At 61.1% G+C, this 24,686-nt stretch carries 19 protein-coding genes; 10 read left to right on the forward strand and 9 right to left on the reverse strand.

Going from position 1 to position 24,686, the window contains the following annotated elements:
• Positions 1-53 precede the first annotated feature (53 nt).
• The 7 genes from ACM6I7_RS00105 (at position 54) to ACM6I7_RS00135 (ending at position 5,753) form a co-directional block, all read left to right on the forward strand.
• Positions 54-1,043: an alpha/beta fold hydrolase gene (locus ACM6I7_RS00105; RefSeq protein ID WP_414887725.1), complete on the forward strand. Its 990-nt coding sequence runs from the start codon at positions 54-56 to the stop codon at positions 1,041-1,043.
• Positions 1,044-1,269: 226 nt separating this feature from the next.
• Positions 1,270-1,761: a ribonuclease E activity regulator RraA gene (rraA, locus tag ACM6I7_RS00110; RefSeq protein WP_414887726.1), complete on the forward strand. Its 492-nt coding sequence runs from the start codon at positions 1,270-1,272 to the stop codon at positions 1,759-1,761.
• Between the two features lie 22 nt (positions 1,762-1,783).
• Positions 1,784-2,779 carry a zinc transporter ZntB gene (locus ACM6I7_RS00115; RefSeq protein ID WP_027613291.1) on the forward strand — a complete coding sequence of 332 codons (996 nt, stop codon included), beginning with the start codon at positions 1,784-1,786 and terminating at the stop codon, positions 2,777-2,779.
• Between the two features lie 63 nt (positions 2,780-2,842).
• Positions 2,843-3,091 (forward strand): hypothetical protein, encoded by a 249-nt coding sequence (locus ACM6I7_RS00120; RefSeq protein ID WP_003223293.1) that lies wholly within the window; start codon positions 2,843-2,845, stop codon positions 3,089-3,091.
• 2 nt (positions 3,092-3,093) lie between these two features.
• Positions 3,094-3,918: a mechanosensitive ion channel family protein gene (locus ACM6I7_RS00125; RefSeq protein WP_007916401.1), complete on the forward strand. Its 825-nt coding sequence runs from the start codon at positions 3,094-3,096 to the stop codon at positions 3,916-3,918.
• A gap of 87 nt (positions 3,919-4,005) precedes the next feature.
• The gene (gene sigX, locus ACM6I7_RS00130) at positions 4,006-4,596 is read left to right on the forward strand and encodes an RNA polymerase sigma factor SigX (protein WP_011333251.1); all 591 of its coding nucleotides are present in this window, start codon (positions 4,006-4,008) and stop codon (positions 4,594-4,596) included.
• Positions 4,597-4,703: 107 nt separating this feature from the next.
• Positions 4,704-5,753, forward strand: a complete 1,050-nt coding sequence (locus tag ACM6I7_RS00135) for an OmpA family protein (protein ID WP_027613290.1) — start codon at positions 4,704-4,706, stop codon at positions 5,751-5,753.
• A 62-nt stretch (positions 5,754-5,815) separates the two neighbouring features.
• Here ACM6I7_RS00135 and cobA read toward each other — a convergent pair whose 3' ends face one another.
• The 8 genes from cobA to ACM6I7_RS00175 form a co-directional block, all read right to left on the reverse strand.
• On the reverse strand, positions 5,816-6,580 hold the full coding sequence (gene cobA, locus ACM6I7_RS00140) for a uroporphyrinogen-III C-methyltransferase (protein WP_097087603.1): 765 nt from the start codon (positions 6,578-6,580) through the stop codon (positions 5,816-5,818).
• A gap of 13 nt (positions 6,581-6,593) precedes the next feature.
• Entirely contained in the window at positions 6,594-9,305 is a 2,712-nt protein-coding gene (locus tag ACM6I7_RS00145) for a molybdopterin-dependent oxidoreductase (RefSeq protein ID WP_414887727.1), read from the reverse strand.
• Positions 9,305-9,622: a nitrite reductase small subunit NirD gene (gene nirD / locus ACM6I7_RS00150; RefSeq protein ID WP_414887728.1), complete on the reverse strand. Its 318-nt coding sequence runs from the start codon at positions 9,620-9,622 to the stop codon at positions 9,305-9,307. The genes ACM6I7_RS00145 and nirD overlap by 1 nt, the downstream gene beginning before the upstream one ends.
• Positions 9,619-12,072 carry a nitrite reductase large subunit NirB gene (gene nirB, locus ACM6I7_RS00155; RefSeq protein ID WP_414887729.1) on the reverse strand — a complete coding sequence of 818 codons (2,454 nt, stop codon included), beginning with the start codon at positions 12,070-12,072 and terminating at the stop codon, positions 9,619-9,621. The genes nirD and nirB overlap by 4 nt, the downstream gene beginning before the upstream one ends.
• Positions 12,073-12,492: 420 nt before the next feature.
• Positions 12,493-14,163, reverse strand: a complete 1,671-nt coding sequence (locus ACM6I7_RS00160; protein WP_414887730.1) for a protein kinase domain-containing protein — start codon at positions 14,161-14,163, stop codon at positions 12,493-12,495.
• A 7-nt stretch (positions 14,164-14,170) separates the two neighbouring features.
• The gene (locus tag ACM6I7_RS00165; protein ID WP_027613284.1) at positions 14,171-15,382 is read right to left on the reverse strand and encodes a nitrate/nitrite transporter; all 1,212 of its coding nucleotides are present in this window, start codon (positions 15,380-15,382) and stop codon (positions 14,171-14,173) included.
• A gap of 365 nt (positions 15,383-15,747) precedes the next feature.
• A complete protein-coding gene (locus tag ACM6I7_RS00170; protein ID WP_027613283.1) occupies positions 15,748-16,323 on the reverse strand; it encodes an ANTAR domain-containing response regulator in 576 nt (191 codons plus the stop codon).
• A gap of 15 nt (positions 16,324-16,338) precedes the next feature.
• A complete protein-coding gene (locus tag ACM6I7_RS00175; RefSeq protein WP_414887731.1) occupies positions 16,339-17,550 on the reverse strand; it encodes a CmpA/NrtA family ABC transporter substrate-binding protein in 1,212 nt (403 codons plus the stop codon).
• A gap of 222 nt (positions 17,551-17,772) precedes the next feature.
• Between ACM6I7_RS00175 and ACM6I7_RS00180 the strand changes: the two genes are divergently transcribed.
• A complete protein-coding gene (locus ACM6I7_RS00180) occupies positions 17,773-18,792 on the forward strand; it encodes a quinone-dependent dihydroorotate dehydrogenase (RefSeq protein ID WP_097087613.1) in 1,020 nt (339 codons plus the stop codon).
• Positions 18,793-19,079: 287 nt separating this feature from the next.
• On the opposite strand, the gene rmf is transcribed toward ACM6I7_RS00180, so the two are convergent.
• The gene (gene rmf / locus ACM6I7_RS00185) at positions 19,080-19,295 is read right to left on the reverse strand and encodes a ribosome modulation factor (protein ID WP_003223300.1); all 216 of its coding nucleotides are present in this window, start codon (positions 19,293-19,295) and stop codon (positions 19,080-19,082) included.
• 532 nt (positions 19,296-19,827) lie between these two features.
• Here rmf and rlmKL point away from each other — a divergent pair.
• A complete protein-coding gene (gene rlmKL / locus ACM6I7_RS00190; protein WP_096797085.1) occupies positions 19,828-22,098 on the forward strand; it encodes a bifunctional 23S rRNA (guanine(2069)-N(7))-methyltransferase RlmK/23S rRNA (guanine(2445)-N(2))-methyltransferase RlmL in 2,271 nt (756 codons plus the stop codon).
• A gap of 147 nt (positions 22,099-22,245) precedes the next feature.
• Complete coding sequence (locus tag ACM6I7_RS00195) at positions 22,246-24,633, forward strand: diguanylate cyclase (protein WP_027613279.1); 2,388 nt, start codon at positions 22,246-22,248, stop codon at positions 24,631-24,633.
• The last annotated feature ends 53 nt before the right edge of the window (positions 24,634-24,686 follow it).

Genomic DNA, 24,686 nt, shown 5'->3' on the forward strand with positions numbered 1-24,686 from the left:
ATTGAAGTAGGGCGGGCTCCTGTAGATGCCGCCCTTTTTTGTGCAAGAGCATTATGCAAAGCAGCAGCAACCTGTTTCCTGTCGCCCTGATCAGCGCCGAACGACGCGGTGATCTGAGCGAAGACGTGTATCGACTCAAACCCGGCAACAGTCCCGACTGGTCCGTGGAAATCGCCGTTACCCGTTTGGGCATGGCCGACGATACGACACCGCGCGGCGTGCCGGTGATTTTGTTGCACGGCAGTTTTTCCAATCGGCGCTTCTGGTTTTCCCCCAAGGGCCTCGGGTTGGGTGCGTACCTGACGCGCTTGGGTTTCGACGTGTGGATCCCGGAGATGCGCGGTCACGGCCTGTCGCAGCGCAACGAGGACTACCGGCGCAACCGCGTGGCTGACTACGCCCGTTACGATCTGCCGGCGATTGCTGCGTTCGTCCGCGAGCAGAGCGGGCAGGTGCCGCACTGGATCGGCCATTCGCTGGGCGGTATCACGCTGGCGGCGGCGCTGGGTGGCGAATACCTCGGCGAGCCGGCCGTGGCCTCGGCGGCGTTTTTCGGCACGCAGGTCAGCCGCACGTACTGGCCGCTGAAGATTCCACCGGTGGAGTGGAGCGGGCGCTTCATTCTCAAGCGTTTCGCACAGTTGTCCGGCTCACGCCTCAAGCGCGGCCCGGAAGACGAGCCGATCGGGCTGGCGCTGGAAAGCATGCGCTGGTACGGCTTGTTCGGGCGTTTTGGCGACAAGGACAAGGACTGGTGGGCCGGCCTGGCCGAGGTTCAGGTGCCGGTGCTGGCAGTGACCGCGGCGGGCGATCATCAGGATCCGGCATGGGCCTGTCGCAAACTGTTCGAGCAGATCGGCTCCGAGCACAAACAGTTCGTCAATCTGGGGCGCGAGCAGGGCTTCAGCGACAACTTCGGGCATGTCGAGATGTTGGTGAGCAAGGCGGCGCAGGCCGAGGTCTGGCCGCTGGTGGCACGCTGGTTGAACGATCAGCAGACGCCGTTGCTCGGCTACAAGCCGGATCTTGCCGCTGCGGTCTGAGTCCGGGGCTCTGAAAAGGGCATTTCGTTCAGGTCGGCTTGCGGCTAAGATATGACGCATTGTGCGGTTCTGGTCATATTTGGTGGGGGTTTAGCTATTACGTTTCAGCGTTTGTTCAGGTTCATTCAGCGAGCATTGCATGAACTAAGGTAAACAGCGACCGCCGGGACTCGTTTCAAAAGAGTGCGACATCCTTGATCGTCTTCCTTTTTACAGGAGTTTTTCGATGAACCATTACCTCACGCCTGACCTGTGCGACGCCTATCCGGAGCTGGTGCAGGTGCTGGAACCGATGTTCAGCAATTTCGGCGGCCGTGATTCCTTCGGCGGCGAAATCGTGACCATCAAATGTTTCGAAGACAACTCGCTGGTCAAAGAGCAAGCCGAACTCAAGGGTAACGGCAAGGTGCTGGTGGTCGATGGCGGCGGTTCGCTGCGGCGCGCGCTGCTGGGCGACATGATCGCCGAGAAAGCCGCGAAAAACGGCTGGGAAGGGGTGGTCATCTACGGTTGTATCCGTGACGTCGACGTTATTGCCCAGACCGATCTCGGCGTTCAGGCGTTGGCCAGCCATCCGATGAAAACCGAAAAGCGCGGTATCGGCGATCTCAACGTACCGGTGACTTTCGCCGGCGTGACGTTCCATCCGGGCCAATACATCTATGCGGACAACAACGGCGTGATCGTTTCGCCAAGTCCGCTGCAGATGCCTGAATAAGTTTTTCGACAAAGGGATGCGGATGTTCGAGGAAGAAAACGCGCAGTGGGGGCTGGTGCATGCCCTGGTGCTGGACGGTAAAGGCGGTGCGCGTTCGATTGCCCGGACTGAGCTCGACGATCTGCAACTGCAGGCCCATGAGAGCCTGTGGTTGCATTGGGATCGCAGCCATCCGCAAACCCAGACCTGGCTGCGCAAATCCAGCGGCCTGAATGAATTTGCCTGCGACCTGCTGCTGGAAGAGAACACCCGGCCACGCCTGTTGCCGTTGCCGGATGCCGAACTTCTGCTGTTTCTGCGCGGGGTCAACCTCAACCCCGGCGCTGAGCCGGAAGACATGGTCTCGGTGCGGATTTTCGCGTCGGCGCAACGGGTCATCTCGCTGCGTTTGCGTCCGCTGCGTGCCACCGATGAGCTGCTGGCGCTGCTAAGCGAAGGCAAAGGCCCGAAAACCTCATCTGAACTGATCCTGTATCTGGCGCAATTCCTCACCAACAAGGTGCAGGATCTGGTCACCTGCCTGTCGGAACTGGTCGATGAAGAGGAAGAAAAACTGGATGCCGACGAACGGTACACCCCCGAGCATGGCTCGATTTTGCACATCCGTCGCAGAGCTGCCGGGCTAAAGCGTTTCCTGGCACCACAACGGGATATTTTCGGACAACTGACCCGGATAAAACTGCCGTGGTTTGTCGACGATGACGCTGACTACTGGAACGAATTGAACAACAGCCTGACGCGCTATCTCGAAGAGCTGGAGTTGACCCGAGAGCGCATGGGGCTTGTGCTGGAGGCCGAAGACCGGCGTTTGAACGTGCGCATGAATCGCACGATGTACCGCTTCGGCATCATCACCTGCATCTTTTTGCCGATGAGTTTTCTCACCGGCCTGCTGGGCATCAATGTGGGCGGCATTCCGTTCTCGAGCAGCCCTTATGGTTTCCTGATTGCCTGTCTGACGGTGCTGGCGATGGCCTTCGGTCAATGGTGGTTATTCCGCCGTTTGCGCTGGGTGTGAAGATGCAACATGTGACCCGACCAAATTTGCCCGCGTCTTTCACAGACATCACGAGAGGTGCGTATGCACGATCCGTTTGAACAGTCTTTGCGCGACATGCTCAACGCCTCGCCGTCCAGCCGTGACGACGACGCATGCCTGGGTCGCGTACTCAAAACCGCCAACCGCCAGGTGGGCGCCGGTGATCTGTTCAGCCTGCTGGGCCGCTGGCTGCCCGCGCTGATGATCGCCCTGAATAACGGATCGGCCCACGTCTCGCCGGTTTCCCGTCTTCGTAAAACTACTGCACGCACTGCTGATAAGGCTGATTGAATATGGAACTTGATCTCTGGACTCAGAGCCTCGTCACTGCAATGACTGCGTTGTGGACCAAAGTCGCCAACTTCATCCCGAACCTGTTCGGCGCACTGGTGGTGCTGCTGTTGGGTTTCGTGGTGGCCAAGCTGCTCGATACCTTGCTGTCCAAATTGCTCGCCAAACTGGGCCTTGATCGCCTGATGGGCGGCACCGGTCTGACCAAGTTGATGTCGCGGGCCGGCCTGCAAGTGCCGATCTCTACCTTGATCGGCAAGATTGTTTACTGGTTCGTTCTGCTGATTTTTCTGGTTTCTGCAGCAGAGTCCCTTGGACTTGAGCGAGTTTCAGCTACGCTGGACATGCTGGCGTTGTATTTGCCGAAAGTTTTCGGCGCCGCGCTGGTGTTGCTGGTGGGTGTTTTGCTCGCGCAATTGGCCAACGGCCTCGTGCGCGGGGCGGCAGAAGGTGTAGGGCTGGACTACGCTTCGGGTTTGGGCCGTATTGCCCAGGGGCTGGTGATCATCATCAGTATCTCGGTCGCGATCAGCCAGCTCGAGGTCAAGACTGACCTGCTGAACCATGTGATTGTCATCGTATTGATTACCGTTGGTCTGGCCGTTGCGCTGGCCATGGGTTTGGGAAGCCGGGAAATTGCCGGTCAGATTCTTGCGGGAATCTATGTGCGTGAGTTGTATCAGGTTGGGCAACAAGTGCGTGTTGGCGAGGTCGAAGGCCAGATCGAAGAGATCGGCACGGTTAAAACCACATTGCTGACCGATGAGGGTGAGCTAGTCTCACTCTCCAATCGGATCCTGCTGGAACAGCATGTGAGTAGCCGCTAACCCGGCAAACCCTGCTAATGTATGCCGCCGCAAAATGCCCTGAGAGGGGTGCGGCGGACATTGACCTGACTGTCGGCACGACTTGTTTTGAATAAAGCCCAAACGCTATCCACGCGCTATGACCCCCGTGAGCTCTCTGATGAGGAGTTGGTCGCGCGCTCGCATACCGAGCTGTTTCACGTGACGCGCGCCTATGAAGAGCTGATGCGGCGTTACCAGCGAACATTATTTAACGTTTGTGCGAGATATCTTGGGAACGATCGCGACGCAGACGATGTCTGTCAGGAAGTGATGCTTAAGGTGCTGTACGGCCTGAAGAACTTCGAGGGGAAATCGAAGTTCAAAACCTGGCTCTACAGCATCACGTATAACGAATGCATCACGCAGTATCGGAAGGAACGGCGAAAGCGTCGCTTGATGGACGCCTTGAGTCTGGACCCGCTGGAAGAAGCGTCGGAAGAAAAGGCGCCGAAACCCGAGGAGAAGGGCGGACTCGATCGCTGGCTGGTGTATGTGAACCCGATTGACCGTGAAATTCTGGTGCTACGATTTGTCGCAGAGCTGGAGTTTCAGGAGATCGCAGACATCATGCACATGGGTTTGAGTGCGACAAAAATGCGGTACAAACGTGCTCTAGACAAATTGCGTGAGAAATTTGCAGGCATTGCTGAAACTTAGTTCAGCGCAAATATCTCTTACGTGTAGGCAAGTTCTGATAGACTTGCCGCCGAGTTGTCCCCCGGTTTGCGGGACTGCTTCACAATCACCAGATGGGGATTTAACGGATGAAACTGAAAAACACCTTGGGCTTGGCCATTGGTTCTCTTATTGCCGCTACTTCGTTCGGCGCACTGGCACAAGGCCAAGGCGCAGTTGAAGGCGAGATCAACTACAAGAAGCAGTACAACGACAGCATTGATCATGTCGAAGACGGCTTCAACCCAGGCGCCAAAATCGGTTACTTCCTGACCGACGACGTCTCGATCAACTTCGGCTGGGATCGTAACAACCACACCCGTTCGAACGACGGTACCGGTAGCCAGAAACTGCGCGGTGACAACTTCGGTCTGACCGCTCAGTACCACTTCAACAACGCTGGCGACGCTCTGCGTCCTTACGTTGAAGGTGGTGTCAAGCACGGCAACCTGACCAACGTAGCTGCTGACGGCCACACCGGTCGCGACCAGTCGACTTTCCTGACTGCTGGCGCTGGCGTTAAGTACTACTTCGCTGAAAACTTCTTCGCCCGTGCTGGCGTAGAAGCTGACTACAAACTGGACAATGGCCGTTGGGACTACGCTCCATCGGTTGGTCTGGGTGTGAACTTCGGTGGCGGCGGCAAGCCAGCTGCTGCTCCAGTTCCAGCTCCGGCTGAAGTCTGCTCCGACAGCGACAACGATGGCGTTTGCGACAACGTTGACAAGTGCCCGGACACCCCAGCCAACGTAACTGTTGACGCTGATGGCTGCCCAGCAGTTGCTGAAGTTGTTCGTGTAGAGCTGGACGTGAAGTTCGACTTCGACAAGTCGGTCGTCAAGCCAAACAGCTACGCTGACATCAAGAACCTGGCTGACTTCATGAAGCAGTACCCAGCCACTCACACCACAGTTGAAGGTCACACTGACTCCGTCGGTCCTGACGCTTACAACCAGAAACTGTCCGAGCGTCGTGCAAACGCCGTTAAGCAGGTTCTGACCCAGCAGTACGGTGTTGAGTCGTCCCGCGTTCAGTCGATCGGCTACGGCGAATCCCGCCCAGTTGCTGACAACAAAACTGAAGCTGGCCGTGCTGTTAACCGTCGCGTAGAAGCGCAGGTTGAAGCTCAAGCTAAGTAATTAGCTGCCGCTACGAGAAAAGCCCGGCTCAGGCCGGGCTTTTCTTTGCCTGCGATTTGGCTTTACAGGGCGTACACAGTTCCCATGGGGGAGCTGCCGGAGACTGCGATCCTTTGCTCTGCAATGGCAGCCACTGCGCCGATGACGAGTATGGCCGGGCTCTTGAGCTCAAACCGGCAGGCGTCGTCACTCATGCTCATCAGATCACTACGGCACTCACGCTGTTCTGGCAGAGAGGCATTCTCGATCATCGCCACCGGCGTATCTGCCGCCATCCCGCCGGCCAATAGCTGATCGCGAATCTCGCCAAGCTTGGCCACCCCCATGTAAATCACCAGTGTCGTCCCACCTCGCGCCAACGCCTGCCAGTTCAATTGACTGTCGTCCTGGGTGTGCGCGGTCACCAGCGTCACCCCGCGCGCCACACCGCGCAACGTCAGCGGAATATCGCATTGCGTCGCGCCGGCGAGTCCGGCGGTAATACCGTTGACCAACTCGACCTCAATCCCACGTTCGCGTAACCACTGCGCCTCTTCGCCGCCACGACCGAAAATGCACGGGTCACCGCCCTTGAGCCGCACCACGCAGTTGCCTTGGCGCGCATAACGCAACATCAGCCGATGGATGAACGCCTGCGGTGTCGAGCGACAGCCGCCGCGTTTGCCCACGGCAATGATTCGCGCGGTGGGGCAATGCTCCAGCACCGCGGCATTGACCAGATCGTCAATCAACACCACCTGCGCTTCACGCAATGCGCGCACCGCTTTGAGCGTCAGCAGTTCGGGATCACCGGGACCTGCCCCCACCAGCCAGACTTTTGCATTCATGGTGTTTTCCTTATCAGCTGGATACCGGCTGCAGATCGGCCGCCAGCAATCGTTTGATTTCCGGGACGCACGAACCGCATTGCGTGCCGCATCCCAGTTGTTGTTTGAGGCCTTGCAGATCGAGACCCTGGCGAATCCCGGCACATACCGCGCTGTGGCTGACGTTTTGGCAGTTGCATAGGGTTTTTCCCGGATTGGCCTGCAAACTGGCACTGCCCGGCGGCGCACTCATCGGCGCCAGCAGCCAGCGTCGCAGTTGTTCATCGGCGCGGCCCTCCAGCCATAGCCCCTGCAGCCAATGCCGGGCCAGGGTTTCGCCGGCCAGGCGGATCGCGGTGATGCGGCCGTTTTCGATGCGTACCCGTTTGCCGATGGCGCGACGCGCGTCGTCGTAGGCCAGTACCGGCCCGTCGAGCAGCGCCAGACACTGATCGATATCGCGCAGCAGTTGCGGCTCCGGCGCCGTGGCGTTGGCAGCGCGTATCAGCAGCGCGGGCCGTTCACGTCCGGCAAGGCTGAGGCTGACGTAGGAAAACGACTCACACAGGGGGCGTAGTGTCTCGAAATGCCGTTGAACATCACCCTCGATGAGTGCGAAGAGCTGCCATGGCAGATTCACCGGTTCCAGACGCACGCCGCTGTGCTTGAGTTCGGGCTGCTTTGACAGCGGGTCGAAGGCCGCCAGGGTCAGGCTGTTTACTCCGCCCTTGAGAAAGCGCTCGCCCCAGTGCATCGGCAAAAAAGCCTGACCCGGACGCACGCCGTCGTCGCTGCCGACAGCCACAATCACCGCACCGCGTCGACTCTTCAGATTGACCAGATCTCCCGGCTGCAAACGATGACGGCGCATTTCGTCCGGATGCAGGCTCAACAGCGCTTCGCTGACATGCCCGAACAATTGCGCTGCGGTGCCGGTGCGGCTCATGCCGTGCCATTGATCGCGCAGACGGCCGGTGATCAGGGTCAGCGGAAACCGTGCATCGCGTTGTTCTTTGGCCGCACGATAAGGATCGGCAACAAACTGTGCACGACCGTTGGCCGTGGGAAAAATCCCGTCGCCATACAAACGCGCGGTGCCTTGTCGGGCGCCGGTGGGGAAGGGCCACTGCTGCGGTCCCAGTTCATCGATCAATTGATGGCTGATGCCCGACAGGTCCAGATCGCGTCCACGGGTCAGTTGTTTGTATTCGTCGAACAACTGCGCCGGATGCTCGAAAGCAAACAGGCTTGGTTGTTGCGGACGCAGACGTTGCTCCAGCCGTTGTGCGAAATCCACGGTGATCGCCCAGTCGGGCCGCGCTTCACCAGGTGGGAGAATGGCCTGGCGCACGTGGGAAATGCGCCGTTCGGAGTTGGTCACCGAGCCTTCCTTTTCGCCCCAACTGGCAGCGGGTAACAACAGGTCGGCGAAGGCGGCGGTTTCGGTGGTGCGGAAGGCTTCTTGCAACACCACGAACGGGCAGGCCTGCAGGGCCTCGCGAACCGCGTGTTGATCGGGCATGGACTGTGCGGGGTTGGTGCAGGCAATCCACAGCGCCTTGATCTGGCCGCTGCGCATCCGCTCGAACAGCTCGATGGCGCTCAGTCCAATGTTTTCAGGCAGTTGATCGACGCCCCAATACGCTGCCACTTCGGCGCGGTGTTCGGGGTTGGCTGCCTCCCGGTGACCGGGCAGCAAATTGGACAGGCTGCCGGTTTCCCGCCCGCCCATGGCATTTGGCTGACCGGTTAATGAGAAAGGTCCTGCGCCTGGCCGGCCGATCTGCCCGGTGGCCAGGTGCAGATTGATCAGCGCGCTGTTTTTCGCGCTGCCAGCGGTGGACTGATTCAGGCCCATGCACCAAAGCGACAGGAAACTTGGCGCCGTGCCCACCCATTCCGCGCACTGCTGCAATTGCTCGACACTGATCCCGCACAGTTGCGCGACCATTTGCGGGGTGTAATCGCGCACCCGATTTTTCAGCTCGGGCAAGCCGTCGGTGTGCGCCTTGATAAAGTCGCGGTCGATCCAGTCTTCCCACAGCAGCAGATGCAAAATCCCATGGAACAGAGCGACATCGGTGCCGGGCAAAATCGCCAGATGCAGGTCCGCCAACTCACAGGTGTCGGTGCGTCGGGGATCGATGACGATGACCTTCATCTGCGGTCGGCGCGATTTTGCCTCTTCAAGACGACGGAAAAGGACCGGGTGGGCGTAGGCCATGTTACTGCCGGCGATCATCACGCAATCGCTCAGCTCCAGATCTTCATAGCTGCACGGCGGCGCATCGGCGCCGAGGCTGCGCTTGTAACCGACCACCGCTGACGACATGCACAGTCGGGAATTGCTGTCGATGTTGTTGGTCCCGACCAGCGCTCGCGCCAATTTGTTGAAGGCGTAGTAGTCCTCGGTCAGCAACTGCCCGGAGATGTAAAACGCCACGCTGTCCGGGCCGTGTTCGGCGATGGTCTCGGCAAAGACTTGGGTCGCGTGATCCAGCGCCGTATCCCAGTCGCAACGGCTGCGTGCCAGGCCTTTGCCCAGACGCAGTTCCGGGTACAGCGCCCGGGCGGCCGGATCGCCGGTCAGGTGCAGGGTCGAGCCTTTGCTGCACAATTTGCCGAAGTTGGCCGGGTGCGCCGGATCGCCGCTGACGCCGAGAATGCGCTCGCCGTCATGCTCGATCAGCACGCCGCAGCCGACGCCGCAATAACAGCAGGTCGAGGCGGTCGTCTGGCGGTTCATCAGACCGCATCCCGCAGTGCCAACTGCACGCGGCCGTTTTCGACTCGGGCCGGATGATGGTACGCGCAGCCGATGTCCGGCGCCTGGGCTTCACCGGTTTGCAGGTCGATCTGCCAGTTGTGCAGCGGGCAGGCCACGCGTTTGCCGTAGATCAAACCCTGTGACAACGGCCCGCCCTTGTGCGGGCAGCGATCGTCGAGGGCGAAAACTTCGTCGTCGCTTGTACGAAAAATCGCGATGTCACCTTTCGGCCCGGCAATGATCCGCGAACCGAGGGCATTGATCTCTTCCAGGGCACAGATATCGAGCCAATTCATGCCGGCACCTCCAGGTTTTTCACGGGGATCACCTCGAATTCTTTCTTCAGTTGCGGCTGCGCCAGACGCTCTTTCCACGGGTCCTGTTCGAACGACAGGGAGAACTGCAGACGCTCGTTCAGGGCCTTGCGCCGCTCCGGATCTTCAAGCACGGCCTGCTTGATGTGCTCCATGCCGACCCGTTGCAGGTAGTGCACGGTGCGTTCGAGGTAAAAGGCTTCTTCGCGATACAGCTGCAGGAACGCGCCGTTGTATTCACGAACTTCCTCGGCGGTTTTCAGCTTGACGAAGAACTCGGCGACTTCGGTCTTGATCCCGCCGTTGCCGCCGATGTACATCTCCCAGCCGGAGTCGACACCGATGATTCCTACGTCCTTGATCCCCGCTTCCGAGCAGTTGCGTGGGCATCCGGAGACAGCGAGTTTCACTTTGTGCGGCGACCACATGTTGAACAGGTCGTGCTCAAGCTCAATGCCCAACTGCGTCGAGTTCTGCGTGCCGAAGCGGCAGAACTCGCTGCCGACGCAGGTTTTCACGGTGCGAATGGATTTGCCGTAGGCGTGGCCGGACGGCATGTCGAGGTCTTTCCAGACGCCCGGCAAGTCCTGCTTCTTGATCCCCAGCAGGTCGATGCGCTGACCGCCGGTGACCTTGACCATCGGTACGTTGTACTTGTCAGCCACGTCGGCAATCCGGCGCAATTCCGAGGGGTTGGTCACGCCGCCCCACATCCGTGGCACCACCGAATAGGTGCCGTCCTTCTGTATGTTGGCGTGGGCGCGTTCGTTGATCAGGCGCGATTGCGGATCGTCCCTGGCTTCGCCGGGCCAGGTGGAAATCAGGTAGTAGTTCAGCGCCGGCCGGCAGGTGGCACAGCCGTTCGGGGTGCGCCAGTTGAGGTAGCTCATGGTGTCGGCGATGGTCAGCAGATGCTGTTCGCGGATCGCCTGGCGGATCTGCCCGTGGTTGAGGTCGCTGCAACCGCAGATGGCTTTTTCGCTTTTCGGTTTGACGTCCGCCGCGCCGCCGACGGTGTTGATCAGGATCTGCTCGACCAGCCCGGCGCAGGAGCCGCAGGAACTTGCAGCCTTGGTGTGCTTCTTCACGTCATCGACGCTGAACAGGCCGTGTTCCTGAATCGCCTTGACGATGGTGCCTTTGCACACGCCGTTGCAGCCGCAGACTTCGGCAGTGTCGGCCATGCTCATGGCTTTGTCCTGGCCCTGATGTCCTACGTCGCCGATAGAATTTTCACCAAACATCAGGTGATCGCGGATCTCGCCGATGGCGTGATTCTCACGAATCTGTCGGAAATACCAACCGCCATCTGCCGTATCGCCGTACAGACAGGCGCCGACCAGCACGTCATCCTTGATCACCAGTTTTTTGTACACGCCGCCGATCGGGTCGGAGAGGGTGATGGTTTCGGTGCCTTCGCCGCCCATGAAATCACCGGCGGAAAACAGGTCGATGCCGGTGACTTTCAATTTGGTCGAGGTCACCGAGCCCTGATAGCGGGCGAAACCCAGTTGTGCGAGGTGATTGGCGCAGACCTTGGCCTGTTCGAACAGCGGCGCCACCAGGCCATAGGCGATGCCGCGATGGCTGGCGCACTCGCCGATGGCATAGATGCGCGGATCGTAGGTTTGCAGGGTGTCGTTGACCAGAATCCCGCGATTGCAGGGGATGCCGGCGCGTTCCGCCAGTTCGGTATTGGGGCGGATGCCGGCGGCCATCACCACCAGATCGGCGGGGATGATCTCGCCGTTCTTGAATTGCACCGAGCCGACCCGGCCGTTGCCTGCGTCGTGCAGGGCCTGCGTCTGTTCGCACAGGCGAAAATGCAGGCCACGGGCTTCGAGCGCCGTTTGCAGCAGTTGGCCGCTGGTCTTGTCCAGTTGTCGCTCCAGCAGCCATTCGCCGATGTGCACCACGGTGACGTGCATGCCGCGCAGCATCAGGCCGTTGGCGGCTTCGAGGCCGAGCAGGCCGCCGCCGATGACCACCGCGTGCTTGTGGGTTTTGGCGGTGTCGATCATCGTTTGGGTGTCGGCGATGTCGCGGTAGCCGATCACACCCTGCAAGTCGTTGCCCGGAATCGGCAGGATGAACGGCGTCGAGCCGGTGGCGATCAGCAGGCGATCATATTCAGCCTCGGTGCCGTCCTCGGCGATCACCCGGCGTTTGACTCGGTCGATCTGCACCACCTTGCGGTTGAGCAGCAACTTGATGTGGTTTTCCAGGTACCAGTCGAGGTCGTTGAGCACGATCTCTTCGAAGGTCTGTTCACCGGCCAGCACCGGCGACAGCAGGATGCGGTTGTAGTTGGTGTGCGGTTCGGCACCGAAGACCGTGATGTCGTACAGCTCGTTGCTCAACTTGAGCAGTTCTTCCAGGGTGCGAACCCCGGCCATGCCATTGCCGATCATCACCAGTTTGAGTTTTTTCATCAGGTTCTCCGGGGAGCGGTGGCTGGCCTCTTGTGGGCAGTCAGGCCGTGCTCGACAAATGTTGCGCAAACAAAAAAAGGCGTCCCGCTAGTTGCCTAGCGAGGACGCCTTTGTCCTGGTCCCGTTCTCTCGGGAAGCGCAGCCTTCGTCGTTGAAGGTTGGGCTTTATGTATGGTGAAACGGGTAATGCAGTGGTTGTGCCAAGTGGGAGAATGGCGTGTTTATTAGGCGAAAGCGGTTATAGACGGGGATTTTTTGCACCGAATCGACGCGGGTTGCTCGTTCGCGGGGCATTCAGGCAGACAGAATTGTTGTGATTGGGCTGGCCTCTTCGCGAGCAGGCTCGCTCCCACAGTGGAACCGAGTCGTTCACAAATCCCCTGTGGGAGCGGGCTTGCTCGCGAAGGGCGCGACGCGGTATCAACGATGAAACAACACCACCAGCAGCACCAGATTCCCCAGCAAAGCCAGCAATGCAACCGTCCGCCAAATCGTCAACGGCTCACGCTCCAGCAAAGGCCTGGGTCGCACACTCAAACTGCGCCGCTCACCTTGTTCCAGCACCAGCAACCATTCCTCAGCCGTTTCAAAGCGCTGTTGCGGATCCGCCGCCACGCCACGCTCCAGACTCTGCGCAATCCATTCCGGCACGTCCGGGCGGTAGCGACCAGCACTCACCGGCAGGCCGAATCGCGGCCGCTGGAACGCTTCGACCTCGCCATAGGGAAAATGCCCGGTCAGCAGGAAAAACAGGGTCACGCCCACCGCGTACAGATCCTGTTGCGCACTCGGTGGCTCGCCGCGAAAGGCTTCCGGGGCGATATAGCTGGGCGTTCCCGGCAGCGTTGACGGGGTGTCTGCGGACAGACCGGGGCAGTACGCCAGACCAAAATCCAGCAGGCGCAACTCGCCATCGTCACCCAGATGCAGGTTTTCCGGCTTGATGTCGCGGTGCAGAATCTGCCGCCGATGCAGCAGGCCTACCGCCCGCAGCAAACGCTCGGCAATCTCCTGCCACTGCGCCAGCGGCAATGCAGGGTGGTGTTGAAACAGCTGCGCCAACGTCATCCCGGAATATTCGCGCATCACGTAGTACAAATGCTGACGCTGAGTGCCGCTGTGGACTTCAGGAAAATGCCGCCCGGCGACACGCTTGAGGAACCATTCTTCCGACAGCAAGGCTTGCCCGGCCTGGGGATCATCGGCCAGCCTCGCCGGCAATGTTTTCAACAACCAGCCCCGACCTTGGCCATCCAGCACTCGATACAGTAGCGATTGCTGGCTCTGAGCGACAACGCCCTGCACCTGCCAGCCTTCGAACATCTGCCCGGTTTTCAGCGCTGGCGGTAGCGGCCATTGCTGTAAGTGAATCAGCGCATCGCCGATGTTCGCTTCGCCGAGCGCATCGACCCGCACCAGCAGCGCACTGGCATTATCCTGACTGCCGGCCAGATGCGCAGCGTTGACCAACGTGTGTGCGGCGCTATCGAGATCCGGCTGATCGCGCAGAATCGCCGCGATTGCGGTATCGCCCAGAGACGACCACACGCCATCGCTGAGCAGCACGAAACATTCGCCCTCGCGTAATTCACCGTCGAGAAAATCCAGCACCAGATGCTGATCCAGCCCCAGCGCGCGTTTGAGCACGTGCTGCATGCCCGGCTGCTCCCAGACATGATCCTGCGAAATCCGCTGCAAAGCGTCGGCCTGCCAGCGATAGACCCGGCAATCGCCGACGTGGGCCAGGGTGAAACGCCGACCGCGCAGGACCAGCGCGCTGACCGTGGTCAGCAGCGGTTGCCCGCCGCCATTGGCCTGTAACCAGCGATTTTGCGCGAGCAGCAGGCGATCCAGCGCCTGCGCCACGCTCCAGGTTTGCGGCGTGGCGTAGTAGTCCAGCGCCAGTGCCTGCAGGGTCGAGCGTGCGGCCAAGCCGCCGTCGGCGCATTGGCTGACACCGTCGGCAATGGCGACCAGATAGCCTTTGCTGGCGGCCAGCGCCGGGGCGGGCGTCACCAGGCGCAGGGCGTCCTGGTTTTCCGCGCGCGGGCCGGTGGCGCTGGCCTGGGCAAAGCTCAGTTGCAGGGGCATCGACGCCTCAGACTCGCGCAGCGGTGACCGCCGCCGAACCCCAGGTGGTTCTCCAGCGACGTTTGACCCCGTGCAGACCGAACCACGCCAGCACGCCGAGGCTGGCGAACAACCACAGCGCCAGTTGATAGCTGCCGGTGCTTTGCTTGATCGCGCCCATGCCGGCCGCCAGGGCAAAGCCGCCGATGCCGCCGGCCATGCCGATCAGCCCGGTCATCACGCCGATCTCCAGGCGAAAACGTTGCGGCACCAACTGGAACACCGCGCCGTTGCCGGCACCGAGACCGAGCATGGTGCAGACGAACAGCGCCAGTGCGGCGTAGGAGCTGGGCAGGTTGAAACCGACGGCGGCGATGCAGATTGCCGCTACAGTGTACATCGCCAACAAGGTGCGGATGCCACCGAAGCGATCTGCCAACGCGCCACCCAGCGGACGCATCAGGCTGCCACCGAACACGCAGGCAGCGGTGTAGTAACCCGCCGTGACAGGACTCAGGCCGTATTGGTCGTTGAAGTAGCCGGGCAGTGCGCTGGCCAGGCCGATGAAGCCGCCGAAGGTCACGCTGTAGAAAAACATGAACCACCAACTGTCGCGGTCGCCGAGGGCTTTGAAGTAGTCGGCCATGGCTTTGGCCTTGGGCCGCTGCGGGGCGTTTTTTGCCAGCCAGGCGAACAGCACCAGCGTCAGGATCAAGGGAATCAGGGCGAAACCGAACACGTTGCTCCAGCCGAACGCCGCAGCCAGCACCGGGGCGATCAGCGCGGCGAACACGGTGCCGGAATTACCGGCGCCGGCGATGCCCATGGCCTTGCCCTGATGCTGCGGTGGATACCACTGCGAAGCCAGCGGCAGGGCCACGGCAAACGAAGCACCAGCCATGCCGAGGAACAGTCCCAGAATCAGCGCCTGTTCATAACTGTGGATGCCGAGTTTCCACGCGCCGAACAGCGCGCAGATCACGATCACCTGACCGATCAGGCCAGCGGTTTTCGGCGACAGACGATCGGCCAGCATGCCCATCACAAAGCGCAGCACCGCGCCGGCGAGAATCGGTGTCGCCACCACCAGACCACGTTGTTGCGTGGTCAGGTGCAGGTCGGCGGCGATCTGCACCGCCAACGGACCGAGCAGGTACCAGACCATGAAGCTCAGGTCGAAATACAGGAACGCTGCGAACAGGGTCGGGGTGTGGCCGGATTTCCAGAAGCTTGAATTCATCGCGCACCTCAGCTGAAAAGAATCTCGAAAGGAGTCACAGCAGGTGGCGCGCCGCCACGGCCGCACCACCGGCCCCGGGCTGTGGGGCCAAAACGCAAAAACGCCGCTACCTGGTTCGCCGATGTGGGCGAGCGGGGTGAGCGACGTCTTTGTCGTGGGTGGGGCAACCGCCGTTGGTTACCTGTGCGGAATGCTTAGCCAGATTTGTGCCAATGAGTGAAACGGCGTCGCGGCCTTCGCGAGCAAGCCCGCTCCCACAGGGAATGCATTTCAAAGTGGAACCCCGACCTGCTTCACAGGGGAATGCGTTCCAAATGTGGGAGCGGGCTTGCTCGCGAAGGGGCCGGGAAAGCCAGCGCAGGCCTTCAGCCCAGCAACTCACTCATGGCAATGATCTGCTCCGCCACCTGAATCAGCTTCTGCTGGCGGCTCATGGCCTGGCGGCGCATCAGGGTGTAGGCCTCTTCTTCGTTGCAGTCCTTCATTTTCATCAGCAGCCCTTTGGCCAGTTCGATGCGTTTGCGCTCCGCCAGTTGCTGGTCGCGGGCCAGCAGTTGCGCGCGCAAGGCCTGATCGCTTTCGAAGCGCGCCATGGCCACATCGAGAATCGGCTGCAGGCGCTGGGCGTGAATGCCCTCGACGATGTAGGCACTGACCCCGGATTTGATCGCCTGGCGCATCACCCCCGGGTCATGTTCGTCGGTGAACATCACGATCGGCCGGGGCTGGTCGCGGCTGACCAGCACCACTTGCTCCATGACATCGCGGCTCGGTGACTCGGTATCGATCAGGATCACGTCCGGGCGCACTGTTTCGACGCGGGCCGGCAGGTCGATGGTCAGGCCGGACTCATCGATGACCTCGAAACCGGCCTCGGTCAGCGCGGCCTTCAGGCGCCCGACTTTTTTCGCGGTGTCGTTGATCAGCAGAATGCGCAGCATATTGGCGGTCTCCTGTCAGCGGCGGGCGAGCAGAGGAGCGGCGTCGCTCAGGGCGTGCAGCTTGAAACTGCGGGCGTAACCAGCCGGATCGCTGCCGTCCCAGACTTTGCCATCGAGCAACTGGCTGCTGCGCATCTCCTTGCCCCACGCGGCGATACCGACGGCGGTGGCTGCTTCGCGGTAAATGTCCAGTTGCTGAACCTGGCGGGCCACCGCGAGGTAGTCGGGATCCTCGCGTAACAGGCCCCAACGGCGGAATTGGGTCATGAACCACATGCCGTCGGACAGGTACGGCAGATTCACCTCGCCGTTGCCGTGAAAGCGCAAGGCGTGCGGGTCCTGCCAGCGATTGCCGAGGCCATCGGCGTAATCACCGAGAAAACGCGGTTCGATGCAGGGCAGCGGGGCGTCGAGGTATTCCGGGGCGCTCAGCAGCTGCGCGGTGCTGCGGCGGTTTTCCGGGTTTTGCTCGATGAAGCGGCTGGCCTCGAGGATTGCCATCACCAGCGCCCGTGCGGTGTTGGGGTATTGCTCGACGAACACGCGGGTGCAACCAAGGACTTTTTCCGGGTGGTCAGGCCAGATGCTCTGGCTGGTAGCGAGGGTGAACCCCAGATCCTGTTGCACGGCGCTGGCCGCCCACGGCTCACCGACGCAGAAGCCATCGATACGCCCGGCTTGCAGGTGAGCGACCATTTGCGGCGGCGGCACCACCACGCTGTCGACGTCCTGCAACGGATGAATGCCCTGACTCGCCAGCCAGTAATACAGCCACATCGCATGGGTGCCGGTGGGAAAGGTCTGGGCGAAGGTCAGTTTTGCGCGGGTTTGGTGCGCCTGCCGATCGAGTGCTTCAGGACTGGTCACGCCCAGTTGCTGCAAACCGTGAGACAGGTTGAGGCTCTGGCCGTTCTGGTTCAGCCCCATCAGCACCGCCATGTCGCTCGGCGCCACGCCACCGATGCCCAGGTGCACCGCGTAAATCAGCCCGTACAGGCTGTGGGCGACATCCAGTTCACCGCTGACCAGTTTGTCGCGCAAGGTCGCCCAGGACGCCTGGCGCTTGAGGTTGATCGTCAGGCCGTAGGGCTGGGCGAAGCCCTGTGTCGCGGCCACGACCACCGAAGCGCAATCGCTCAGGGCCATGAAGCCGAGGTTGATCACGCTTTTTTCCGGAGCATCACTGCCGTTGACCCAGGCCAGCGGCCCGACGGATGAATCACTCATATAAAGCCACCCTCAAAAAAAACGCCGTCCCAGGCTTTGCCAAGGCAAAACCTGCGAACGACGCCATTGTCCGTGCCCGCACGCCGCCATTGGCCTGTGGGCTGATACCCTGAAAGTGCAAGGCATATGCCAGTCAGGCTGATTTACCTGTGTGCCTCGCGCCGGGGGACGTTGCCCGGCTATAATCGCCGCCTCTTTTCGCCGCCCGAGTCATCGCCGCCCATGTACACCCTGGCCCGTCAGCTGTTGTTCAAACTTTCCCCGGAAACCTCCCACGATCTGTCGCTGGATCTGATCGGCGCGGGTGGGCGTTTGGGCCTCAACGGCATGCTGTGCAAGAAGCCGGCGAATGTGCCGGTGACGGTCATGGGCCTGGACTTCCCGAACCCGGTGGGTCTGGCGGCCGGTCTGGACAAGAACGGCGCGGCCATCGACGGTTTCTCGCAACTGGGTTTCGGTTTCGTCGAAATCGGCACCGTGACCCCGCGTCCGCAGCCGGGCAACCCGAAACCACGGATCTTCCGTCTGCCGGAAGCCGAGGCGATCATCAATCGCATGGGCTTCAACAACCTCGGTGTGGATAACCTGCTGGCGCGGGTCGCGGCGGCCAAATACAAGGGCGTGCTGGGGATCAACATCGGCAAGAACTTCGACACTCCGGTCGAGCGCGCGGTGGACGACTATCTGATTTGCCTGGACAAGGTGTATGCCCACGCCAGCTATGTCACGGTCAACGTCAGCTCGCCGAACACCCCGGGCCTGCGCAGTCTGCAGTTCGGTGATTCGCTCAAGCAGTTGCTGGCGGATCTGGCCACGCGCCGCGCCGAACTGGCCCTGCGCCACGGCAAGCACGTACCGCTGGCGATCAAGATCGCTCCGGACATGACCGACGAAGAAACGGCGCAGGTGGCTCAGGCACTGATCGAAACCGGGATGGACGCAGTGATCGCCACCAACACCACCCTGAGTCGCGTTGGCGTCGAAGGCATGGAGCACGGTGACGAGGCGGGTGGTCTGTCCGGCGCCCCGGTGCGTGACAAGAGCACGCATACCGTGAAGGTGTTGGCGGCGGAGCTGGGTGGTCGGTTGCCGATCATTGCGGCCGGTGGCATCACTGAAGGCAAGCATGCGGCGGAGAAGATCGTGGCGGGTGCGAGCCTGGTGCAGATTTACTCGGGCTTCATCTATAAGGGCCCGGCGCTGATTCGTGAATCGGTGGACGCGATCGCCGCCTTGCGCTGAGGTTTTCTGAGGGCTCTGTGGCGAGGGGATTCATCCCCGATCGGCTGCGCAGCAGTCGTAAAATTTGCTTCCGCCGTTCGCCTGGCACACTTGGGTGGATGGATTCGGGGCCGCTTCGCAGCCCATCGGGGATGAATCCCCTCGCCACAGGGAGTCTGTATCGTCCGGGGCAGGCATAAAAAAGGGCTCCTCGAAGGAGCCCCTGGGCCGTAGCCCGCCGTCCGGGAAGGACGTGCATGGTAAGTCGCTAGAAATTCAGATTGTCGTGTTGCAATAAGTGCCCTGTGTCAGCCGACGGCGTGAAGTTCGTTGAGTCTGTGGATCCCCGCAGTGCCGGTCATACCGTCCCAGTTGTCGCCGCGTCCTTCTCGCCAGCCGTTGATCCAGGCTTGACGTACCGACGGTAGAGTAAATGGGCAAAGCTCGCGGGATTTGCCACCAACGCCATATTGATATCCGCGCAAAAATGCTCTTTCCAACGGATCACGCTTAAGTCTTCTCATAGGGTGTTTCCCTCACTTGTTGACTGTTTTCGTCGCGTTGACCTCAACCGAGGTCTGGCAGAAAAAACTCTGCCGTTGGGCGGCTCGCTGCCGGCGTGGCGAGCCAAGGTGTTGACGCCGTTGCGACGTCAACCTGTGGTCAGTTCTAACCAATGAGTCACACCGAGGGAATGATCGTTTTGTCATAAGGACGTAACGAAAATAGTGCTACAGCCATAAGTAACGACGGGTTTCATGAACGTTTTTTCAGCAAACCCCGGTATGATCGGCCCCGCACTGGATGATGGGGTTAATCCTTTAGTGAGAATGACCCACGTTTACGCTGGGGTAATATTCGACGAAGGGTTGCTTTGAGTCATTTTGTTTCATCAACTTTAATACCTGTCCTTGCATCTAAGCTCTTTTAACCCGAGCAGCGGGGATGGAACGGCACACCTTCGTGCCACGCGGGCGCTCTTTTAGAAAAGCGCCTGATTGAAAACCGGATCGGCAATGCGTTGCCGGTTCACTAGCCAAAGGCTCTGGAAATACCATGTCCGACCGTTTCGAACTCTTCCTCACTTGCCCCAAAGGCCTTGAAGGCCTGCTCATCGAGGAAGCCGTCGGGCTTGGCCTTGAAGACGCCCGCGAGCACACCTCCGCCGTGCGTGGCATGGCGACCATGGAAACCGCTTATCGCCTGTGCCTGTGGTCGCGTCTGGCCAACCGGGTGTTGCTGGTGCTCAAGCGCTTCCCGATGAAAGACGCTGAAGACCTGTACCACGGCGTGCTTGACGTCGAGTGGCAGGATCACATGCTCTCCGACGGCACCCTGGCCGTTGAATTCAGCGGCCACGGCTCGGGCATCGACAACACCCACTTCGGCGCGCTGAAAGTCAAAGACGCGATCGTCGACAAACTGCGTACCCCGCAAGGCGACCGTCCGTCGATCGACAAGCTCAACCCGGACCTGCGCATTCACCTGCGCTTGGATCGTGGCGAAGCGATCCTGTCCCTCGACCTTTCCGGCCACAGCCTGCACCAGCGCGGCTACCGCCTGCAGCAGGGCGCGGCACCACTGAAGGAAAACCTCGCGGCAGCGATCCTGATCCGTTCCGGCTGGCCGCGCATTGCGGCCGAAGGCGGCGCGCTGGCTGACCCGATGTGCGGTGTCGGTACGTTCCTCGTCGAAGCCGGGATGATCGCCGCCGACATGGCGCCGAACCTGCGCCGCGAGCAGTGGGGCTTTACCGCCTGGCTCGGCCACGTACCGGCGCTGTGGAAAAAACTCCATGAAGAAGCGGTCGAACGCGCCGCTGCCGGTCTGGCCAAGCCGCCGCTGTGGATTCGCGGTTACGAAGCCGACCCGCGCCTGATTCAGCCGGGCCGCAACAACGTCGAGCGTGCCGGTCTGAGCGAGTGGATCAAGATCTATCAGGGCGAAGTCGCGACCTTCGAGCCGCGTCCGGACCAGAACCAGAAAGGTCTGGTGATCTGCAACCCGCCGTACGGCGAGCGTCTGGGCGACGAAGCCAGCCTGCTTTACCTCTATCAGAACCTTGGCGAGCGCCTGCGTCAGGCCTGCCTGAACTGGGAAGCGGCGGTATTCACCGGCGCCCCGGATCTGGGCAAGCGCATGGGCATTCGCAGCCACAAACAGTATTCGTTCTGGAACGGCGCGCTGCCGTGCAAGCTGTTGTTGATCAAGGTGCTGCCGGACCAGTTCGTCACCGGCGAGCGGCGGACTCCGGAACAGCGTCAGGCCGAGCGCGAGCAAGCAGCCTACGATCAGACCCCGAACGAGCCGCAAGAGCGCAAGTTCAACAAGAACGGCAACCCGATCAAACCGACGCCAGCCCCGGCGCCAGTGGTCGAGCAGCCGCGCCTGAGCGAAGGCGGGCAGATGTTTGCCAATCGCCTGCAGAAAAATCTCAAGGCGATGAGCAAGTGGGTCAAGCGCGAAGGCATCGACTGCTACCGCGTCTACGATGCCGACATGCCGGAATACGCCATGGCCATCGACCTGTACCACGACTGGGTGCACGTGCAGGAATACGCCGCGCCGAAGTCGATCGATCCGGAAAAGGCCTCGGCGCGCATGTTCGATGCCCTGGCGGCGATCCCGCAGGCGCTGAACGTCGACAAGAGCCGCGTGGTGGTCAAACGCCGCGAGCGTCAGAGCGGCACCAAGCAATACGAGCGTCAGGCGGCGCAGGGCAAGTTCAATGAGGTCAGCGAAGGCGGCGTCAAGCTGCTGGTGAATCTTACCGACTACCTCGACACCGGGCTGTTCCTCGATCACCGGCCAATGCGTATGCGCATTCAGAAAGAGGCCGCCGGCAAGCGCTTCCTCAATCTGTTCTGCTACACCGCGACCGCCAGTGTGCATGCGGCCAAGGGCGGTGCCCGCAGCACCACCAGCGTCGACCTGTCGAAGACTTACCTCGACTGGGCGCGGCGCAACCTGTCGCTGAACGGCTTCTCCGACAAGAACCGTCTGGAGCAGGGCGACGTGATGGCGTGGCTGGAAAGCAGCCGCGACGAGTACGACCTGATCTTCATCGACCCGCCGACCTTCTCCAACTCCAAGCGCATGGAAGGCATCTTCGACGTGCAGCGTGACCAGGTGCAGTTGATCGACCTGGCCATGGCGCGTCTCGCGCCGGGGGGCGTGCTGTACTTCTCCAACAACTTCCGCAAGTTCCAGTTGGAGGAAAACCTCGCCGAGCGTTACGCGGTCGAGGAAATCAGCGCGCAGACCATCGATCCGGATTTTGCGCGTAACACCAAGATCCACCGCGCCTGGAAAATCACGGCTCGTTGACGCTTGGGCGGGTTGGATCCACAGAGCCTTGATTTTTAAAGGCTCTTGGATCCGATCAGCGCTAGCCAAATTAATGGCTAATAGCTATAACTCAACTCATGGCCAATGGGTTTTCCCCCCGAAACAATGGCGTCGTGAGTTGCCCCTATGTCGTTGCACCCCGTGCGCCCAAAGATTCTGGGTTTTATCAGCGAAGACGTCTCGGCCTGGCTGGTCGCGCTGCTGGTATTGCTCGCCGGCGGGATTCTCACGGGGCTGCTCGCCTGGGCTACCCTCAATCAGTTTCACCATCAACTGCGCCAACGCTTCCAGCTGCTGGCCAATGAGCGTTACAGCCGCATCGAAGAACGTTTCCAGGATCAGGAACAGCGTCTCGATGGCCTGCGCCGTTTCTTCGCCAACTCCGATTCGGTCTCACGCAACGAATTCGACGGCTATGCCAAACCGCTTCTATTACGCACCCAGGCCTATTCCTATGCGCCACGGATTAGCCGTGCCGAACGCCCGGCGGTCGAACAGGCCGTGCGTAACGAAGGCTTCAGTACCTTCACCTTTCGTGAACTGAACGCTGACGATCAGTTGCAGACCGCCGCTGATCGCCCCGAATACGTACCGGTGATCTACACCCAGAGCCTCAGCCGCTTGCCCACACCGCTGGGTTACGACTTGCTGGCGCAGCCGCTGCGCCGGGCGACGCTGGAACGCGCCGACCGCACCGGGCACATGGTGGTGTCGCAACCATTGCATCTAGTGGGGATTGATCCGGCGTATGCCCGGGGCGTCTTGCTGCTGGCGCCGGTCACTCGTGAAGGGGCGCCGAAAGGGCCGCCGCAAGGCTATGTGATGGCGGTGATCAGCATGCAGCAGTTGCTGGCCGACGGACTGCCGGAGGAGCACCAGGATTTCCTCAATGTACGCATTCTCGACCTGTCCACCGATGAACAGCATGAAGTGCTCTACGAGTCCGCCAACCAGGCTGGGGCCAGTGATCTGTCCGCCACACGTCTGTTGCGCATGGCCGACCATGACTATCAAGTGGATATGCAGCCCAGCGAAGCGTTTCTGCAGGCCAACCATTCGTCAATCAGCAGCCTGGTGGTGCTGGGGGCGCTGCTGAGTCTGTTGCTCAGCGCACTGCTTTACGTGCTGGTCAGTCAACGCCAGCGCGCCTTGCGCATGGTCGAACTGCGCACCCAGGAACTGCACGCCCGCGAGCAGGAATTGCGCGGCACCCACGGTCAGTTGCGTGGCGTGCTGAATGCCGCAACCCAGGTGGCAATCATCGCCACCGACCTGCGCGGGGTGATCAACACCTTCAACCCCGGCGCCGAACAGATGCTCGGCTACAGCAGCGCCGATGTGGTCGGGCACATGACCCTGGAAAACCTGCATCTGCCGCGAGAGCTGGCGGCGCGTTCGGCGGAGTTGAGTGCGCGTTACGGCAAGAGCATTCCGACCTGCCACGCGATGCTGGTCGAGGGCGGCGAGGTCGGCGGTCATGAGGCGCGCGAATGGACGCTGGTGCGCAGCGACGGCAGTCATCTGCCGGTGAACATGCTCGCCACCCCGGTGCTCGATGAGCAGGGTTTGTGGGTCGGGCATCTGGCGATCTGCATCGACATCACCGAGCGCAAGCGCGTGCACGAAGCGCTGGCGGCGCGCGATGTATTGCTGAAAAAGCTCAGCGCCCACGTGCCCGGCGGCATCTACCAATTCAAGATGGAGTTCGACGGGCGCTTCAGCGTGATCTACGCCAGCGATGGCATCCGCGAGATCTACGAGCTGGAGCCGGACGTGTTGCTGCTCAATGCCGAGGCGATTTTCACCCGCATCCATCCACAAGACGTCTCGCGAGTGCGCAGCTCGATCCGTGCTTCGGCGGACAGCCTCAGCCCATGGCGCGAGGAATACCGTGTGCAGTTGCCCGAGCGCGGCCTGCGCTGGGTGCGCGGCGAGGCGACGCCGGAAGAGCTGCCGGGCGGCGGCGTGCTGTGGCACGGCTACATCTCGGACATTTCCGATTTGAAACGGGTGGAGGAGGAATTGCGGGCGCTATCGGTCACCGACTCGCTGACCGGTATCCACAACCGCCGCTACTTCCAGGAACGCCTGACTACCGAAATGGCCCGGGTCGAGCGCGGCGGCGGTGAGCTGTCAGTAATCATGCTCGATATCGATCACTTCAAACGCATCAACGACCAGTACGGCCATGCCGTGGGCGACCGGGTGCTGCAGGCGGTGTGCGAGCGCATCGGCCATCGTTTACGGCGGACTGATGTGTTCTGTCGTCTCGGTGGTGAAGAGTTCATGGTGCTGTGCCCGGACATCGACGGCGAGCATGCGTACATGCTGGCGGTGGAGTTGTGGCAAGGCCTGCGCAGTGCGCCGGTGGATGTGGTCGGGGTGGTGACGGCCAGTTTCGGCATCGCCAGCTGGCGCCCGGGGGAAGGCGCGGATGCGCTGCTGCTGCGCGCGGATTCGGGGGTGTATGCGGCGAAGCAGGGCGGGCGCGATCGGGTCGAGCAGATGAGCTGAGCCTTGGCACGATCTACCTGTGGGAGCGGGCTTGCTCGCGAAAGCGGTGTGTC

Origin of the sequence: Pseudomonas sp. IT-93MI4 (genome assembly GCF_949767635.1) — a bacterium.
GTDB lineage: Bacteria > Pseudomonadota > Gammaproteobacteria > Pseudomonadales > Pseudomonadaceae > Aquipseudomonas > Aquipseudomonas putida_A.